This is a genomic window from Variovorax sp. DAIF25 (genome assembly GCF_050711835.1).
In the GTDB taxonomy this organism is placed as follows: domain Bacteria; phylum Pseudomonadota; class Gammaproteobacteria; order Burkholderiales; family Burkholderiaceae_C; genus Variovorax.
Genome location: NZ_CP136636.1, coordinates 6,294,157 through 6,309,864 on the forward strand (window position 1 = coordinate 6,294,157; position 15,708 = coordinate 6,309,864).

Below are 15,708 nucleotides of genomic sequence, written 5' to 3' on the forward strand. Positions count from 1 at the left end.
TGGTGGGCTCGTCGCGCGAGGACGCCGGCGTGGCGAAGCACCATTCTTGGGAACGGCCCGTGGGATCGATTGCGCGTTTCGCGCGTTTTCTTGCCTGATCCAACGAGCTTGCGCCGCTTTGCGGCCGCGCGATGGTGCGCGTGTAAGAAGGCGGCCTTACAGCTTCGGCGCGAGTACGCCGGGCGCCCTACACCGGATCGCGCACGGCCTGCGCATGGCCGAGGAAGGCACGAAGCTGCGAGGGCCGCACCGGCTTGACGATGACCGGCAGGCCCGCCGCCCGTGCCGCGCTCAGGTAGTCGCCGCCCACGTCGCCGGTGACGATCAGCGCGGGCAGTGCCGCTTCGTTCAGCGACGAACGCAATGCCTCGATGGCCTGGATGCCGCCAGCCTGCGAACCCAGGCGCAGGTCGACCACCAGCGCGTTCGGGCGGAAGCCCGCCCGCAGCACCTCCAGCGCGTCCGCGATGCCGCTCGCGGAGCGCACGTCCATGCCCCACGACACGAGCAACCCGCGCAGGGCCTGCAGCGAATCGCGATCGTCGTCGACCACGAGCACGCGAGCCGCCAAGGCGGTCGGCGACGCTGGCACGGGCCGTCCTGCGTCACCCATGCCGTCGCTCGCTCCGGCATCGACCAGCGGCAGATGCAGTTCGAACACGCTGCCCTGCCCGGCCGAGGAACGAACGGCCACGCGAAGATCGAGCAGGTCGCTCAGTCGCTTCACGGTGGCCAGGCCCAGGCCATAGCCCAGCCGCCGGTCGCGCGCGGGATTTCCGGCCTGGTAGAACTCGTCGAAGATCTGCGGCAGGTGCTCGGCGGCGATGCCGATGCCCGTGTCCTCGATGCGCAGCCGCAGCCGGCCGTCGTCGATGCGGCCGTCGACACGCACCTGGCCCGCGTGCGTGTAGCGGATGGCATTCGCCAGCAGGTTGGTGAGTACGCGCGCCAGCAGGGCGCGGTCGCTGTGCACCATGCAGGGCTCGATCGCCGTCTCGAAACGCAGGCCCTTGGCCGCGGCCATCGCCTGGTGCGGGCGGCAGCATTCGCGCACCAATTCGTCGATGGCCAGCGGCGCCCATTGCGGGCTGGCCGAGCCGGCATCGGCGCGCGTGATGTCGAGCAGGTCGTCCACCACGTCGGTCATGCCGTCGGCGCAGGCCACCAGTTGCTCCGACATCTCCTTGACCGCGCGCTCGGTGCTCACCGTGTGCACCGTCTGCGCGAGCAGCGCCATCGCATTGAGCGGTTGGCGCAGGTCATGGTTGGCCGAGGCGAAGAAGCGCATGCGCGCGGCGACCGCTTCCTCGGCCGTGCGCCGCGCCGCGCTGCTGCGCTCGTTCTCGGCGCGCAGTGCGATCACCAGCTCCGCATTGCGCCGGCGCTGCGCCTGGATCTCGTGCAGCGCGGACGACAGCTCCCTGGAACTCAGCAGCGTGTAGACCCCGATCAGCGTCACGATCAGCGCCATCGCGAGGTGGTAGCTGCCGCCGAACCAGATGTCGCGCAGCACCAGCGGCCCGAGGATCAGCACCACGTAGGCGATGGCCGCGCGCCCCATCGTCGAGAGCCGGATCGCGCCGCCCAGCGCCACCGTGACCATCGCGATGTGAAGGATGGCCTCGGCCTGCGCCGGCCCCTCGTGGTGCAGCAGCACGCTGAGCACGCCCCAGGACAACGCCAGCACCTGGTTGCTGGCCATGATCGGCAGCACCATGGCCTGCGGGTTCGCGCGCATGCCGGGCCGCAGCGCCCAGGCGATCCAGAGGCCCAGCCGCACCGCGACGATGCCGCCATAGACGACGAACCAGGCCTGCACGCGCGCGCCGTCGGGCCCCGCCGCGTACTCGAGGTAGCACAGCAGCCCGCCCACCGCCGCCAGCAGCCACGACCAGACCGTGGAGCGGATCATCTGCTCCAGCTGCTGCAGCTGGAGGTCCGAGAAGGCCAGGCGTGCGCCGAGCGCGGGCTTCACCGCTGCTCCAGCAGCAGGCCGGCGCGGCGCGCCTGCACCAGCAGGTGCGTGCGGTTGCGCGCATCCATGGTGTCGAGCAGCGCCGTGATGTGCAGCTTGACCGTGCGCTCCGCGATCTCGAGCTCGGCCGCGATCTGCTTGTTCTGCCGTCCTTGCGCCACCAGCAGCAGCACCTCGAGCTGGCGCGGCGTCAGGCTCGCGGCCGGCAGGCCCGCCTGCGCCTGCAGCAGGTCGAAGGACTCGCCGCCCGCGGCCACCTCGTCGAGCGCGCGCGCGATGCGCGCCACCGGTTGCGACTTGCCGATGAAGCCGGCCGCGCCCGCCGCGCGTGCGCGCGCCGCGAGCACCGGTTCCTCGTCGCCCGAGATCATCAGGCGCGACACCAGCGGATGCCGGGCACCGAACAGGCGCAGGCCTTCGAGCCCGTCCTCGCCACCCAGGCGGTAGTCGATCAGCACGATGTCGGGCGCGCATTGCGCGGCGCGTTCCACGCCCTGCGCCAGCGACAGCGCCGTCTGCACCTCGAAGTCGGGACGGGCGTGCGTCAGCGCATGCGCAAAGCCGATGCCGAAGAGCGGGTGATCGTCGACGAGCAGGAGTTTCATGGTGCCGTGATCCTCGGGGCGGGATCCGCCCGCGCCCTCTCCTCGTGGGCCGCATTGTCCATGCCGGCAGCCTACAGGCGCGCGGCGCAAGGGCCAACAGCACCTTCGGGCAGGTGCCCGAAGGTGCTATGGGCGCGGGCCGGTCCCGTCCCTACGATCCGCCCCTCTTTACGAGCGAGGACTGCGAGATGACGAAGACGAGCGGCTATGGACGATGGATCGTGTGCGCGGGAGCCCTGGCCCTGCTGGCGGCCTGCGGAGGCGGAGGTTCGGGCGGCGGCGCGTTGCCGCCCCTCGGCATCGTGCCGCCCCCACCCGCGCCGATCGCCGTGCGCCACACGCTCGAGGTCGGCATCGCCGGCGCGGGCCGTGTCGCATCGCAACCCGCGGGCATCGACTGCACCGACCGCTGCGACGCCGATTTCGACACCGGCACCGAGGTACTCCTCAGCGCTTCCCCGGCCGCGGGCCAGGTTCTCGGCGGCTGGAGCGGCGCCTGCAGCGGCAACGCCAGCACCTGCCGCGTGCGCATGGATGCCGCACGCAGCGTCAGCGCCGCCTTCGTCGCCGCGCCGCCCACCGTGGGCTGGAGCGATGCGATCGCGCTCTCGGCCGCCGGCGCCAGCCTGCCCAAGGTCGCGATCGATGCGCAGGGCCGCGCGCTGGTCGTGTGGCGCCAGATCGAGGGCAACCCGCAGGCGGACCGCCTCTGGGGCAGCCGCTACCTGCCCGGCAGCGGCTGGACCGCCCCGCAGCGCCTGGAGGCCAACGCGGGATCGGTGCGCGACATCCGCGTCGCCATCGACAAGCCCAGCGGCCGCGCCGTCGTGCTGTGGACCCAGCTGAGTTCCGCGACCGGCCACGACCTGTGGGCACTGCCGGTCTATCCCGCCACCGGCTGGGGCAGCCCCGCGCTGCTGGAGACCGGCAGCGGCACCGTCGGCAACGCCAACATCGGCATCGACGCCCATGGCAACGCCGTGGCGGTCTGGTCGCAGATCGGCCCGGCCACGCGCTTCAGCATCTACGCCAACCGCTTCACGCAGGCCGGTGGCTGGGGCACGGCTGCGTTGATCGAGACCGACGAGACCGTGGGCGTCGTGAACGGCGATCCCGCGGTGGTGATGGCGGGATCGGGCGAAGCGCTGGCCGTCTGGAAGCGTTCGACCGGCAGCAGCGCCTCGCTATGGACCAACCGCGCCAATGCGGGCGGTACCTGGGGCACGGCGGCCGAGCTCGTGCCGGATGCGGGCACCGCGCAGTCGATCGGTGCGCATGACCTCGCGATCGACGCAGGCGGCAACGCGCTGCTGGCCTGGGGCCAGGCCGACCTGCCCGGCGGCAGCAATCAATGGGAGAGCGCGGTGTGGTTCAAGCGCTTCTCGGCGGGTGCTTGGCGAGGCAGCACCGCGCGCGTGGGCGTCCCGTTCACATCGACGCAGGCCTTTCTCAGCACGCCCGTGCTGCGCATGAACGCGGCCGGTGCGGCTGTGTTGAGCTGGGGGCGGCTCGACAACGCGCTCATGGCTTCGACGGCTGCGCCGGGTGCTGCGTTCGGTACGGGGAGCGTGGTGCGGGCGGCGGCCTCGCGGGCTTTGAGCAGCCTGCCTGCGTTGGGGATCGACGATGCGAGCAATGCTTTCGTTGCTTGGGCGCAGGCGAATGACCTGGGGACGGCGGACCTCTATGCGACACGACATGCCCTGGGTGGGGGCTGGGGAACGCCTTCGCTGCAGGAGAGCACGGACGAGGCGGCGGCTGCGCCCGATCTGGGGATGAACGAGCTGGGGAATGCGGTGCTGGCTTGGCAGCAGTTCGAGGCGGGCAGCGGGACGCGGGTGATGGTTCGGCGGTATGGGTCGGGGAGGTAGGGTCTACGTCCCGCTTCGATCCTTCGCCAGGAGCGCCCGCGTCCGCGTGAATTCGCGACAGCGGGCGAGGCCGGGCCAGACGACTAGCGAGGCTTTCTTGTGGGCCCCGAAGCCGGGCGCCAGCGCCAGCACTTCGGCGTGCAGACCCGGATAGGGGCCGGGACCCGGGCGGAGCAAGGCATCGAGTCGGCCAGCGAGAAGATCGGCCACGTTGTCGGTCGCCACCGCGCGCACGTAGTCGGGCGGTCGCTTCGTGCCGGCGAGGCGGGCCAGCAGGCGCTCGGGCTCGTCGCTCAGGGCCGGCGAGATGCCGAGGCGAAGCGGCTTCGTCTTCAGGGCCTTCGCGACCGTGTCGCTGGCCTCGGACAGGCGTTTGAAGGCCTCTCCCACTTCCGGCAACAAGGCCTCGCCCTGCGCGGTGAGGATCAAGCTGCGATGCAGGCGCTGGAACAGCGGCACGCCGAGCGCCTGTTCCAGCTGCTTGACCTGCTGGCTGACGGCACCGGGCGTGACGGAGAGCTCCATCGCGGCGGACTTGAAACTCAGGTGGCGCCCGGCTGCCTCGAAGGCGCGCAATCCATTCAGAGGAGGCAGGCGATGGCTCATGGGTACGGATCCGGACTTGAAGGCGAGGAATTCGGAATAGAAAAACTCTTCCAGGCGGCCAGAAAGAATCGGTTGAGCGGTGCCCGGGCACGATGAAGAATGCAAGCACCGATTGCGCGATCAGGAAGACCATCATGCCGCAGCGCAATGCCCATGCCAAACCTGCTCTTCGGCCCACCTTGCTCTGGAGATGTGCCCTATGGCCGAGATCATCCATCCCTTCTACGAGTCGCATCGCGATGCCATGGAAACCACCATGCGCCATCGTCTCGACCTTGCCGAAACGATGCTGCGCGAGCAAGCGCATCTGTCCGACATGGATGAAATTCGACAGCAGGCGTTGAGCGAATTCCAGATCGTGCTCACCCAGATGCCCTACGTCGGAGGCACGGCAAGTCGCATGAGCGATTTCTTCATGCGCCTCATGGGCTTCGTGGCCATCAGCCGTGTGCTCCGGCGGCGCGGCGTTTCACTGGCCTTGATCGGCGAGATCGAGCGAGAAACCTACAAGATGCAACTGCTCGCCGAGCCCGAAGCGGAGCGCCTCGCGTCAGGGCGTCAATTCATGTCGCAGGAGAATCGGGCCTTGCTGCGCAAGCAGGCCCTGAAGAGCACCACGGAAAGCCATCAGCAGGAATTTCCGGACGATTTCGTCTACGACTTCGTCGAGCCTGGCCCTGGTGACAGTTTCGAGTTCGGCATCGACTACAAGGCTTGCGGCTTCTGCAAATTCGCGGCTCGGCATGGAGATCAGGAAATCCTGCCGAACATCTGCGGACTCGATTTCGACGCCTATGCAACGCGAGGCATCCGTCTGGAAAGGACGCAAACGCTGGCTGGCGGCGCGGACCACTGCAATTTTCGATTTGCGCGGCTTTCGTCGGACCAGGACGACTGCGAATAGTGCTTCGGGTCATCCGCGTCGCGTTGGCATGCCGAGCGCCGCAGGAAGGCATCAATGCTGGCGGAGAGTGTGAGATTCGAACTCACGGACGGTCGCCCGTCGGCAGTTTTCAAGACTGCTGGTTTAAACCACTCACCCAACTCTCCGGAGCCCGCGATTCTATGCCGAGCCCGGCCCGTGCTCAGTCCTCGGGCAGGAACAGGGTCTGCAGGTCGCTGAGGAAATCGAGCCCGCGCTCGGTGGGCCATACGCGGCTCAGGTCGCGTTCGACGAGACCCTTGCGCTCGGCCTCCTCCAGGCCGCGCTGGATCGCGGTGAAGGCCAGGCCGGTGCGCTCGCCGAACTGCATCAGCGTGAAGCCGGCCTTCAGGCGCATGGCGTTCAGCATGAACTCGAACGGCAGGTCGGCCAGCGCGACCTCGTCGCTCTGCGCGACGGCGGTGCCGGCGCGGGCGTTGTCCATGTAAAGGCGCGGCTCGCGAAAACGCACCTGGCGCACGATGCGATGCGCGAAGCTGAGCTTGCTGTGGGCACCGGCGCCGATGCCGAGGTAGTCGCCGAACTGCCAGTAGTTGAGGTTGTGCGCGCAGGTGTGACCGGGCCGCGCATAGGCCGAGACCTCGTAGCGCGACATGCCGATGGCCCCGGTGCGCTCGGTGATGCGGTCGAGCATCGCGTAGGCGATGTCGTCCTCGGGCAGCTGCGGCGGGAACTTGGCGAACCAGGTGTTCGGCTCGATGGTGAGGTGATAGACCGACAGGTGCGGCGGCGCGAGCGCGAGCGCCTGCGTGAGGTCGGCGTCGAGCTGCTCGAGCGACTGGCCCGGCAGCGCGTACATGAGGTCGAGGTTGAAGGTGTCGAACGAGGCGGCGGCCTCCTCGGCGGCGGCGATCGCCTGGGCGCGATCGTGCACGCGGCCCAGCGCCTTCAGGTGCTCGTCGTTGAAGCTCTGCACGCCCAGCGACAGCCGGGTGACGCCGGCCGAGCGGTAGGCGCGGAAGCGGTCGCGCTCGAAGGTGCCGGGGTTGGCCTCGAGCGTGATCTCGCAGTCGGGCGTGAGCTTCAAGCGCGCGCGCACGTCGCCCAGCAGGCGGTCGATGGCCTGGGGCGAGAACAGGCTCGGGGTGCCGCCGCCGATGAAGATGGCTTGCACGCCACGGCCCCAGATCAACGGCAGCGCGGCGTCGAGGTCGGCAATGAGCGCGTCGATGTACGCGGACTCGGGCATGCCGTCGGCCTCGGCGGTGCTCGTGGCGCGCCACTCGTGGGAATTGAAGTCGCAGTACGGGCACTTGCGCAGGCACCACGGCAGGTGGATGTACAGCGTGAGCGGCGGCAGCGCCGTCAGCTGCAGCGGGCCGGGGCGCATCCAGTGCAGCACGTCGTTGGCATGCGGCGCGCCGACCGGCGCCGCGGGCTGGATGGGAACGACGGACGAGGGACCGGTCACAGCCATCGCTCGCGCATCAGCGCCAGCATGGCGCGCGCGGCCTGACCGCGGTGGCTGTGAGCGTTCTTCACCTCGGGCGTGAGCTGGGCGAAGGTCTTGCCGAAGGCAGGCAGGTACATCACGGGATCGAAGCCGAAGCCGTTGTCGCCGACCGGCGCCGGCGCGATCTCGCCGGCCACGCGGCCCACCGCGATCAGCGGCTCGGGGTCGTCGTGGCGGCGCAGCGCGACCAGGGTGCTGACGAGCGCGGCGCGGCGGTTGGCCTGTCCGGCCAGTTGATCGAGCAGGGCCTTCACGTTGTTGGCATCGCCCTTGGGGTAGCCGAACTGGGTGGCGTAGTAGGCGGTGTCGACGCCCGGCAGGCCGCCGAAGGCATCGACGCACAGGCCGGCGTCGTCGGCGATGGCGGGCAGGCCGGTGGCGGCGCTGGCGTGGCGCGCCTTGGTCAGGGCGTTCTCGACGAAGGTGCGGAACGGCTCCTCGGCTTCGCCCACGCCGAGCTCCGACTGCCGCACGAGCGTGACGTCGAGTTCGGCGAAGAGCTGCTGCAGTTCGGCCAGTTTGCCGGCGTTGTTGGAAGCCAGGACGAGTTTCATACGTGGAAAGGAATAACTGCGGCGGCCTTCTGCGGGCCGCGGTTCATGGCTGCTACTTCGACTGCAGGGCCTGCTGCTGCAGGACGACGAGTTCGCCGATGCCCTTTTCGGCCAGGCCCAGCAGCAGGTTCATCTCTTCGCGCGTGAAGGCCACGCCCTCGGCGGTGCCCTGCACTTCGACGAAGTGGCCGGCGCCGGTCATGACGACGTTCATGTCGGTGTCGCAGGCGGAGTCCTCGGTGTACTCGAGGTCGAGCAGCGGCGTGCCGCCGACGATGCCCACCGAGATGGCGGCGACATGGCCCTTGATCGGCGAAGCGGACAGCGTGCCGGCGGCGATCAGCTTGTTGACGGCATCCTGCGCGGCGACGAAGGCGCCGGTGATGGCGGCGGTGCGGGTGCCGCCGTCGGCCTGCAGCACGTCGCAGTCGAGGTGGATGGTGCGTTCGCCGAGCGCGGCGAGGTCGAACACGGCGCGCATCGAGCGGCCGATGAGGCGCTGGATTTCCTGCGTGCGGCCGGTCTGCTTGCCCTTGGCGGCCTCGCGGCTGCTGCGGGTGTGGGTGGCGCGCGGCAGCATGCCGTATTCGGCCGTGACCCAGCCTTCGCCGCTGCCCTTCTTGTGCGGCGGCACCTTCTCCTCGACCGAGGCGGTGCACAGCACACGGGTCTGGCCGAACTCGATCAGCACCGAGCCCTCGGCGTGGATGGTGAAGCCGCGCGTGATGCGCACGGGGCGCAACTGGTCGGCGGCGCGGCCGCCGCTACGGGTGAAAGCTGTCATGGTCTGATGAAGAAAAAGGAAGGGAAAAACACGGGCGCGCCCTCGAACGGGAAGGCGCGGAACGATTCAGGTCTTGCGGGCCGCCGAACGCCGGATGGCTTCGTTGATCTCGGCGATGGAACGCTCGATGGCGTCCTCGTCGAGGTCCTCGATCTCGTCGTCGGCGAGCATGCCGGCCTGGATGGTCGAGGCGAACACGCCATCGCTGATGCTGTCGGTGGAGATGCCGGGCTCCTCGCCGGGCGCGTCGGGCATTTCCCACTCGAGCGCGATCAGCGTCACGTTGTCGCTGTGCGAACCGCCCTTGCGCAGCGCCATCTCGGCGAGGTCGGGCGCGGCATCGGACACGGGCTTGCCGGACGACAGGGTGTGCACGATCAGCGCATCGTCGAGCACGCCCCAGACGCCGTCGGAGCACAGCATGATGCGGTCGCCGCGCTGCAGCGCGAGCGGGGCCGACACGTCGAACAGCGGCGTGGTGGGCGAGCCCAGGCAGGTGAGCAGCAGGTTGCGGTTGGCGGGCGAGGACTCGGACACGCCGCGGTGGCGCGGGCGCTCGGCATGCGAATGGTCGAGCGTGCGCACCAGCAGCCGGCCGTCGCGCACGACGTACAGGCGCGAGTCGCCGCAATGCATCCAGGTGGCCATGCCGGCCTGCAGCACGGCCGCGACGACGGTGGTGCGCGGCGTGTCGAGCATGGCCTTGCTGCTGGCGTAGCGCATGATCTGCTGGTGCGCGGCCATCGCCGATTCGGCGAGGAAGGCCTTGGGGTCCTTCACCATCGGGCGCGCCTCGCGCTGGTAGAGCGCGGCCACGGTCTGCAGCGCGATCTGCGCGGCCACCTCGCCCTCGGGATGGCCGCCCATGCCGTCGGCCAGCACGAACAGGCCCGATTCGCGCGTGTAGCAGTAGCCCATGCGGTCTTCGTTCTTGAGACGGCCGCCCTTGCGGCTGACCTGGAAGACGGAGAACTTCATGGCCGCGCCTCCAGGCGGGCAAGGATCGAGGAGGCGATGCGCTGCGTCGTCATGCCGGACGGGTCGTCGGTGCCGCCGCGCGGGGCGCGCTCTTCTTGTCGAAGGAGCGGATGTTGTCGATCGAGAGGCGGACCTTCTCGCCCACCGTGAGCTTGGTGTAGCGGCGCTCGCCCTCGCGGCTGAGCTCCTTCTGCAGCGCGAACACGGACTGCGGGCGCGAGAGCGGATCGAGCGACATGCACCACTCGACCACCTCGATGAGGTTGTCGGAATAGACGCCGCGCAGGCGCGACAGCGAGAGGCTCAGGCGGTCCTTCTCGATGCGGCGCGGCGCGTCGTTGGGCGGGTAGCCCTGCATGCAGGCGTAGATGCAGGCGCCGATCGCGTAGATGTCGGTCCAGGGGCCCATCGAGGAATCGCGGCGGTACATCTCGGGCGCGGCGAAGCCGGGCGTGTACATCGGGCGGATGAAGATGCCTTCCTTGCTGAGCACTTCGCGCGCGGCGCCGAAGTCGATCAGCACGGCCCGGTCGTCGTCGGTGACGAAGATGTTGGCGGGCTTGATGTCGAGGTGCAGCATCTTGTACTGGTGCACGATGCGCAGGCCGCGCAGGATCTCGTCGAACAGCGAGCGGATGGTCGATTCGCGGAACACCTTCTGCCGCTTGAGGTCGCGCGCGGTGACCACGAAGTCCTGCAGGGTCGCGCCCTCCAGGTAGTTCATGACCATGTAGACGGTCTCGTTCTCGCGGAAGAAGTTGAGCACGCTGACCACCGAGGCATGCGAGATCTGCGCGAGCGAGCGGCCTTCCTCGAAGAAGCTCTTGAGGCCGAGGCGGTACAGCGAGAGCTTCTCGGCCGGCACCTGCGGGGCGAGTTCGCCGGGGCCGCGGGTGGCGAGCGAAGAAGGGAGATACTCCTTGACCGCGACCTGCTGGCCGCTGGGGTCGATGGCCAGGTACACCACCCCGAAACCGCCCGCCGACAACCTGCGAACGATGCGGTAGCCACCGATGATCGTATCGGGCAGCAGAGGTGACGGCTTGACCTTTGACATAATCCGGGAGTTTCGCCCGAAGGCGATGGTGCGGCAAGCGAACGCCGTGCCGGTGCCTCGGTGAATGCAAGCAGAACCACAGAGAGGCGCAATGCCAGTTTACAGCATGACCGGCTATGCCAGCGGCCAGAACGGCCCCTCGGGCAGCCACGCCGAAACCGACGCGCGGCCCTTGGCCGCGGGCCGGCTCGGGGTCGAAATCCGCTCGGTCAACAGCCGCTTTCTCGACCTCACCTTCAAGCTCCCCGAAGAGCTGCGCCAGCACGAGACCGCCCTGCGCGAACTGCTGACCGGCCGCCTCAAGCGCGGCAAGGTCGAACTGCGCGCGGCCATCGAAACCAATGCCCAGGGCGGCGTGGCGGAGCCTTCCGTCAAGCTGCTGCAACGGCTCAACGGCGTGCAGGACGGCATCAAGGCCTGGCTGCCCGGCGCGCGCGAACTCAGCGTGGCCGACGTGCTGCGGCTGGCCGGCAGCGACAGCGCGCCGCGCGGCGACTGGGGCGCCGACCTGCTCGAGGTGGGCGCCAAGGCGCTCGAGGCGCTGGTGTCGGCCCGCCAGCGCGAAGGCGCGCGGCTGGCCAAGATGCTCGAGGCGCACCTGGGACAGCTGCGCGAACTGGTCGCGCAGGCCGGACCGCTGGTGCCGCAACTGGTCGAACAGCAGCGCACCCGTTTCCTCGAGCGCTGGCAGGAGGCCATGGGCCTGGGCGCCAACGGCGGCGGCACGCTGCCCGAGGCGGCGCAGGACCGTGCGCTGACCGAGGCGACCGCGTTCGCGATCCGCATCGACGTGGCCGAGGAGCTGACGCGGCTGAACTCGCACCTCGACGAGATCGAGCGACTGCTCAAGAAGGGCGGCGAGATCGGCAAGCGGCTCGACTTCCTGATCCAGGAGCTGCATCGCGAGGCCAACACGCTGGGCTCCAAGTCGGCGGCGCTGGAACTCACGCGCATCGGCGTGGACATGAAGGTGCTGATCGAGCAGATGCGCGAGCAGGTCCAGAACATCGAGTGAGCGAGCGAGTGAAGGAAAGCATGGACTATCCCGGCAACATCTTCGTGGTTGCGGCACCGAGCGGGGCCGGCAAGTCGAGCCTCGTGAAGGCCCTGATGGAGCTCGACTCGGCGGTGCAGCCCTCCGTGTCGCACACGACCCGCTCGCCGCGCGGGCAGGAAAAGCACGGGCGCGAATACTTCTTCGCCTCGACCTCGGAGTTCGACGCCATGGTGGCTTCGGACGCCTTCGTCGAATGGGCCCACGTGCACGGGCAGCGCTACGGCACCTCCAAGAAGGCGATCGAGGAACGCATCGCCCAGGGTGCCGACGTGATCCTCGAGATCGACTTCCAGGGTGCCCTGCAGATCCGCAAGGCCTTCGCGAACGCGGTGATGATCTTCATCCTGCCGCCGAGCTGGGAAGAGCTGCGCTCGCGGCTGGAACGCCGGGGCGAGGACAGCGCCGCGGTCATCGAACTGCGGCTGCAGAACGCCGCCGAAGAGATGGCGCAGGCCGGGAAATTCGATTTCGTTATAATCAACGAGTTATTTGAGCGCGCACTGTTCGATCTCAAGGCGATCGTCCACGCTCAGCGGCTCCGGTATTCCGCGCAGCGACGCGCGCGTGCCGACACTTTCGCCGCCTTGAACATCCCCTGATTCCACGCTCACCGACCGAAAGATTCCATCATGGCCCGCATCACCGTCGAAGACTGCCTGCAGCAGATCCCCAACCGCTTCCAGCTCGTGCTCGCCGCGACCTACCGCGCGCGCATGCTGAGCCAGGGCCATGCCCCGAAGATCGAAAGCAAGAACAAGCCGGCCGTGACCGCGCTGCGCGAGATCGCCGAAGGCAAGATCGGCCTGGAAATGCTCAAGAAGGTTCCCGGCTGATCGCTGACGCAGGCTTGCAACGGAAAAGCACCGCGACGCGGTGCTTTTTTTACGCCTGATCACGTCCACACAGCGGTCACGCTAAAGTGATAGCCATGAGCGCGGTCGCAAAATCTCAGTCCCATGCCCCTGCGGGCACGCCGAAGCCGAGCCCGGCGGCGCTGAATGCGGCCGCCGCCAGCTTCGCGGCCCTGACGGCGCGGCTCGACTACCTGAGCCCCGAAGACACCGAACTGGTCCGCCGCGCCTACCGTTTCGCCGACGAGGCCCACCTGGGCCAGCTGCGCAACAGCGGCGAGCCCTACATCACCCACCCGATCGCCGTGGCGGCGCAATGCGCCGAATGGAAGCTCGACGCGCAGGCCCTGATGGCCGCCCTGCTGCACGACGCCATCGAGGACTGCGGCGTCACCAAGCCCGAGCTGATCGAGCGCTTCGGCGCGCCGGTGGCCGAACTGGTCGACGGCCTCACCAAGCTCGACAAGCTGCAGTTCAACACGCGCGAAGAGAACCAGGCCGAGTCCTTCCGCAAGATGCTGCTGGCGATGGCGCGCGACGTGCGCGTCATCCTGGTCAAGCTGGCCGACCGCACCCACAACATGCGCACGCTGGCCGACGCGCCGCGCGAGAAATGGGCCCGGATCTCGCGCGAAACGCTCGACATCTATGCGCCCATCGCGCACCGGCTCGGCCTCAACCAGACGTACCGCGAGTTACAGGAACTGTCGTTCCGGCACCTCAAACCATGGCGCTATGCCACGCTGGCCAAGGCCGTGGCCAAGGCGCGGGGCCGCCGGCGCGACCTGATCCAGAAGGTGCAGCGCGAGGTCGAGACCGCCTTCGCCGCCGCCAACATGACGCTGCGGATCGCGGGGCGCGAGAAGACGCTCTATTCGATCTACCGCAAGATGGAGGAAAAGCACCTGAGCTTCGCCCAGGTGACCGACATCTACGGCTTCCGGCTGATCGTGCCGAACGTGATCGCCTGCTACACCGGCCTGGGCATCCTGCACCAGATGTACAAGCCGCTGCCGGGCAAGTTCAAGGACCACATCGCGATCGCCAAGCTCAACGGCTACCAGTCGCTGCATACCACGCTGGTGGGCCCGGCGGGCGTCAGCGTCGAGTTCCAGCTGCGCACCGACGCCATGCACGTGGTGGCCGAATCGGGCGTGGCGGCGCACTGGCTCTACAAGGCCGCCGACCCGAGCACGGCCAGCAACGACCGCCTGGGCACCAAGTGGCTGCAGTCGCTGCTCGACATCCAGGACGAGACGCGTGACGCCGCGGAGTTCTGGGACCACGTCAAGGTCGACCTGTTCCCCGACGCCGTCTACGTCTTCACGCCCAAGAGCCAGATCATGGCGCTGCCGCGCGGCGCGACCGTGGTCGATTTCGCCTACGCGATCCACAGCAACATCGGCGACCACACCTCGGCCGCGCGCATCAACGGCGACCAGGTGCCGCTGCGCACCGAGCTCAAGAACGGCGACGTGGTCGAGGTGATCACCGCGCCTGTGTCCACGCCCAACCCGGCCTGGCTCGGCTTCGTGCGGACCGGCCGTGCGCGCTCGAAGATCCGCCACTACCTCAAGACCCTGGCCCACGCCGAATCCGAAGGCCTGGGCGAGAAGCTGCTGGCGCAGGCCCTGCGCGCAGAAGGCCTGAGCAAGCTGCCCGAGGACGATGCGGAGCACCAGCCGCTGTGGGAAAAGCTGCTGCGCTTCACCGGCAACCGCACGCGCGCCGAGCTGCTGACCGACATCGGCCTGGGCAAGCGCATCGCGAGCATCGTGGCCAAGCGGCTGATGGCGCTCATGGCCGAGCTCGGCGAACGCCCCGACGCGCTGCTGCTGAGCAGGGAGCGCTTCATCTCGCACGAAACCATCTCGCAGGGCGCCGTCACGCTCGACGGCAGCGAGAACTCCTCGGTGCGCTTCGCGCTGTGCTGCCGCCCGATCCCGGGCGACCCGATCGTGGGTTACCTCGGCCACGGCGAAGGCCTGGTGGTGCACACCGAGGCCTGCGGCGTGGGCCAGCGCCTGCGCCACAAGGACAGCGAACGCTTCTTCGCGGTCGAGTGGGCCGACGAACCGACGCGCGCCTTCGAGACCGGCGTGATCATCACCGTGCGCAATGACAAGGGCGTGCTGGCGCGCGTGGCCGCGACGCTGGCCGATGCCGAAGCCGACATCACCCACGTCGAGATGGCCGACGAGACGCCGCAGGATTCGACCGATCTGCGCTTCGTGATCGCGGTGCGCGACCGCTCGCATCTGGACGCGGTGCTGCGCTCGGTGCGCCGGACCACCTCGGTGCTGTCCGCGGCGCGCACCGTTCCCGCGTCCTGAGTCCGCGCCGCGGCTGCGGCGCAGCCTCTATGCGGCGCCCGGCCCCGGCGCCGGGTAGACGACCGACAGCAGCTCGACCTCGTGCGTGCCGCCCGGCGTGACGAGCTTGACCACGTCGCCCTCCCGCGCCTTCAGCAGCGCCCGCGCGATCGGCGAGATCCAGCTGACCTGCGACTGCGCGCTGTCGGCCTCGTCGATGCCGAGGATCGTCACGCTGCGCTCGTCGCCGTTCTCGTCCGCGTAGCGCACCGTGGCGCCGAAGAAGACCTGGTCGCTGCCGTGATGCACCGAGGGATCGGTCACCTCGGCGATCTCGAGGCGCTTGGTGAGGAAGCGGATGCGGCGGTCGATCTCGCGCAGCCGCTTCTTGCCGTAGAGGTAGTCGCCGTTCTCCGAGCGATCGCCATTCTTGGCGGCCCAGTGCACGGCCTCGACCACCTTGGGCCGCTCCTCGTCCATCAGCTGCAGCAGCTCGGTGCGCAGCCGCGCATAGCCGGCGGGGGTGATGTAGTTCTTGCCGCCCGCGGGCAGCGGCGGCATCGCGCCGTCCGCACCGTCGTCGTCCGCGTCGGAATCCGTTTCCTTGGTGAATGCCTTGTTCAAGCGACGCCTCCGGAGATCGAAAGAGAAGCGTGGCGTCC

The 15,708-nt window shown here is 68.9% G+C and carries 15 protein-coding genes and 1 tRNA gene; 6 read left to right on the plus strand and 10 right to left on the minus strand.

Going from position 1 to position 15,708, the window contains the following annotated elements; genetic code table 11:
* Window positions 1-187 precede the first annotated feature (187 nt).
* Window positions 188-1,975 carry an ATP-binding protein gene (locus tag R0232_RS29135; RefSeq protein WP_431510323.1) on the minus strand — a complete coding sequence of 596 codons (1,788 nt, stop codon included), beginning with the start codon at window positions 1,973-1,975 and terminating at the stop codon, window positions 188-190.
* The gene (locus R0232_RS29140; protein ID WP_093341129.1) at window positions 1,972-2,580 is read right to left on the minus strand and encodes a response regulator transcription factor; all 609 of its coding nucleotides are present in this window, start codon (window positions 2,578-2,580) and stop codon (window positions 1,972-1,974) included. Before R0232_RS29140 ends, R0232_RS29135 begins: the two co-directional genes overlap by 4 nt.
* A 188-nt stretch (window positions 2,581-2,768) precedes the next feature.
* Between R0232_RS29140 and R0232_RS29145 the strand changes: the two genes are divergently transcribed.
* Window positions 2,769-4,451 (plus strand): InlB B-repeat-containing protein, encoded by a 1,683-nt coding sequence (locus tag R0232_RS29145; protein ID WP_431510324.1) that lies wholly within the window; start codon window positions 2,769-2,771, stop codon window positions 4,449-4,451.
* A 3-nt stretch (window positions 4,452-4,454) separates the two neighbouring features.
* Here the strand turns inward: R0232_RS29145 and R0232_RS29150 are convergent, their stop codons facing one another.
* Window positions 4,455-5,057, minus strand: coding sequence for a LysR family transcriptional regulator (locus R0232_RS29150; protein ID WP_431510325.1), 603 nt, complete (start codon window positions 5,055-5,057; stop codon window positions 4,455-4,457).
* A 199-nt stretch (window positions 5,058-5,256) separates the two neighbouring features.
* On the opposite strand from R0232_RS29150, the gene R0232_RS29155 reads away from it, so the two are divergent.
* Entirely contained in the window at window positions 5,257-5,961 is a 705-nt protein-coding gene (locus tag R0232_RS29155; RefSeq protein ID WP_431510326.1) for an L-2-amino-thiazoline-4-carboxylic acid hydrolase, read from the plus strand.
* Between the two features lie 58 nt (window positions 5,962-6,019).
* Here R0232_RS29155 and R0232_RS29160 read toward each other — a convergent pair.
* The 6 genes from R0232_RS29160 to R0232_RS29185 form a co-directional block, all read right to left on the minus strand.
* Window positions 6,020-6,107: transfer RNA gene (locus tag R0232_RS29160), tRNA-Ser, on the minus strand.
* 35 nt (window positions 6,108-6,142) lie between these two features.
* Window positions 6,143-7,417 (minus strand): radical SAM family heme chaperone HemW, encoded by a 1,275-nt coding sequence (gene hemW / locus R0232_RS29165; RefSeq protein ID WP_431510327.1) that lies wholly within the window; start codon window positions 7,415-7,417, stop codon window positions 6,143-6,145.
* The gene (gene rdgB / locus R0232_RS29170) at window positions 7,408-8,007 is read right to left on the minus strand and encodes an RdgB/HAM1 family non-canonical purine NTP pyrophosphatase (protein WP_431510328.1); all 600 of its coding nucleotides are present in this window, start codon (window positions 8,005-8,007) and stop codon (window positions 7,408-7,410) included. The genes hemW and rdgB overlap by 10 nt, the downstream gene beginning before the upstream one ends.
* A 52-nt stretch (window positions 8,008-8,059) precedes the next feature.
* Window positions 8,060-8,791 (minus strand): ribonuclease PH, encoded by a 732-nt coding sequence (gene rph / locus R0232_RS29175; RefSeq protein ID WP_431510329.1) that lies wholly within the window; start codon window positions 8,789-8,791, stop codon window positions 8,060-8,062.
* 66 nt (window positions 8,792-8,857) lie between these two features.
* Window positions 8,858-9,769 carry a PP2C family protein-serine/threonine phosphatase gene (locus R0232_RS29180; protein WP_093341139.1) on the minus strand — a complete coding sequence of 304 codons (912 nt, stop codon included), beginning with the start codon at window positions 9,767-9,769 and terminating at the stop codon, window positions 8,858-8,860.
* A gap of 49 nt (window positions 9,770-9,818) precedes the next feature.
* A complete protein-coding gene (locus tag R0232_RS29185) occupies window positions 9,819-10,826 on the minus strand; it encodes a serine/threonine protein kinase (protein WP_093341141.1) in 1,008 nt (335 codons plus the stop codon).
* 91 nt (window positions 10,827-10,917) lie between these two features.
* On the opposite strand from R0232_RS29185, the gene R0232_RS29190 reads away from it, so the two are divergent.
* The 4 genes from R0232_RS29190 to R0232_RS29205 all read left to right on the plus strand — a co-directional run bounded on the left by R0232_RS29190 (window position 10,918) and on the right by R0232_RS29205 (window position 15,067).
* Window positions 10,918-11,841, plus strand: a complete 924-nt coding sequence (locus R0232_RS29190) for a YicC/YloC family endoribonuclease (protein WP_208513151.1) — start codon at window positions 10,918-10,920, stop codon at window positions 11,839-11,841.
* Between the two features lie 20 nt (window positions 11,842-11,861).
* Window positions 11,862-12,482 carry a guanylate kinase gene (gene gmk / locus R0232_RS29195; protein WP_057595158.1) on the plus strand — a complete coding sequence of 207 codons (621 nt, stop codon included), beginning with the start codon at window positions 11,862-11,864 and terminating at the stop codon, window positions 12,480-12,482.
* Between the two features lie 30 nt (window positions 12,483-12,512).
* Window positions 12,513-12,716: a DNA-directed RNA polymerase subunit omega gene (gene rpoZ, locus R0232_RS29200; RefSeq protein ID WP_057595157.1), complete on the plus strand. Its 204-nt coding sequence runs from the start codon at window positions 12,513-12,515 to the stop codon at window positions 12,714-12,716.
* Window positions 12,717-12,811: 95 nt separating this feature from the next.
* On the plus strand, window positions 12,812-15,067 hold the full coding sequence (locus tag R0232_RS29205) for a RelA/SpoT family protein (protein ID WP_208513150.1): 2,256 nt from the start codon (window positions 12,812-12,814) through the stop codon (window positions 15,065-15,067).
* A 27-nt stretch (window positions 15,068-15,094) separates the two neighbouring features.
* On the opposite strand, the gene greB is transcribed toward R0232_RS29205, so the two are convergent.
* Complete coding sequence (greB, locus tag R0232_RS29210) at window positions 15,095-15,670, minus strand: transcription elongation factor GreB (RefSeq protein WP_431510330.1); 576 nt, start codon at window positions 15,668-15,670, stop codon at window positions 15,095-15,097.
* Between the last annotated feature and the right edge of the window lie 38 nt (window positions 15,671-15,708).

Excerpts from the sequence above, each read along its gene's own strand:
- hemW (WP_431510327.1), bottom strand. The coding sequence starts at position 7,417 with ATGGCTGTGACCGGTCCCTCGTCCGTCGTTCCCATCCAGCCCGCGGCG.
- R0232_RS29150 (WP_431510325.1), bottom strand. The coding sequence starts at position 5,057 with ATGAGCCATCGCCTGCCTCCTCTGAATGGATTGCGCGCCTTCGAGGCA.
- R0232_RS29205 (WP_208513150.1), top strand. The coding sequence starts at position 12,812 with ATGAGCGCGGTCGCAAAATCTCAGTCCCATGCCCCTGCGGGCACGCCG.
- rph (WP_431510329.1), bottom strand. The coding sequence starts at position 8,791 with ATGACAGCTTTCACCCGTAGCGGCGGCCGCGCCGCCGACCAGTTGCGC.
- rdgB (WP_431510328.1), bottom strand. The coding sequence starts at position 8,007 with ATGAAACTCGTCCTGGCTTCCAACAACGCCGGCAAACTGGCCGAACTG.
- R0232_RS29140 (WP_093341129.1), bottom strand. The coding sequence starts at position 2,580 with ATGAAACTCCTGCTCGTCGACGATCACCCGCTCTTCGGCATCGGCTTT.
- rpoZ (WP_057595157.1), top strand. The coding sequence starts at position 12,513 with ATGGCCCGCATCACCGTCGAAGACTGCCTGCAGCAGATCCCCAACCGC.
- R0232_RS29145 (WP_431510324.1), top strand. The coding sequence starts at position 2,769 with ATGACGAAGACGAGCGGCTATGGACGATGGATCGTGTGCGCGGGAGCC.
- R0232_RS29180 (WP_093341139.1), bottom strand. The coding sequence starts at position 9,769 with ATGAAGTTCTCCGTCTTCCAGGTCAGCCGCAAGGGCGGCCGTCTCAAG.
- gmk (WP_057595158.1), top strand. The coding sequence starts at position 11,862 with ATGGACTATCCCGGCAACATCTTCGTGGTTGCGGCACCGAGCGGGGCC.
- R0232_RS29190 (WP_208513151.1), top strand. The coding sequence starts at position 10,918 with ATGCCAGTTTACAGCATGACCGGCTATGCCAGCGGCCAGAACGGCCCC.
- R0232_RS29185 (WP_093341141.1), bottom strand. The coding sequence starts at position 10,826 with ATGTCAAAGGTCAAGCCGTCACCTCTGCTGCCCGATACGATCATCGGT.
- R0232_RS29155 (WP_431510326.1), top strand. The coding sequence starts at position 5,257 with ATGGCCGAGATCATCCATCCCTTCTACGAGTCGCATCGCGATGCCATG.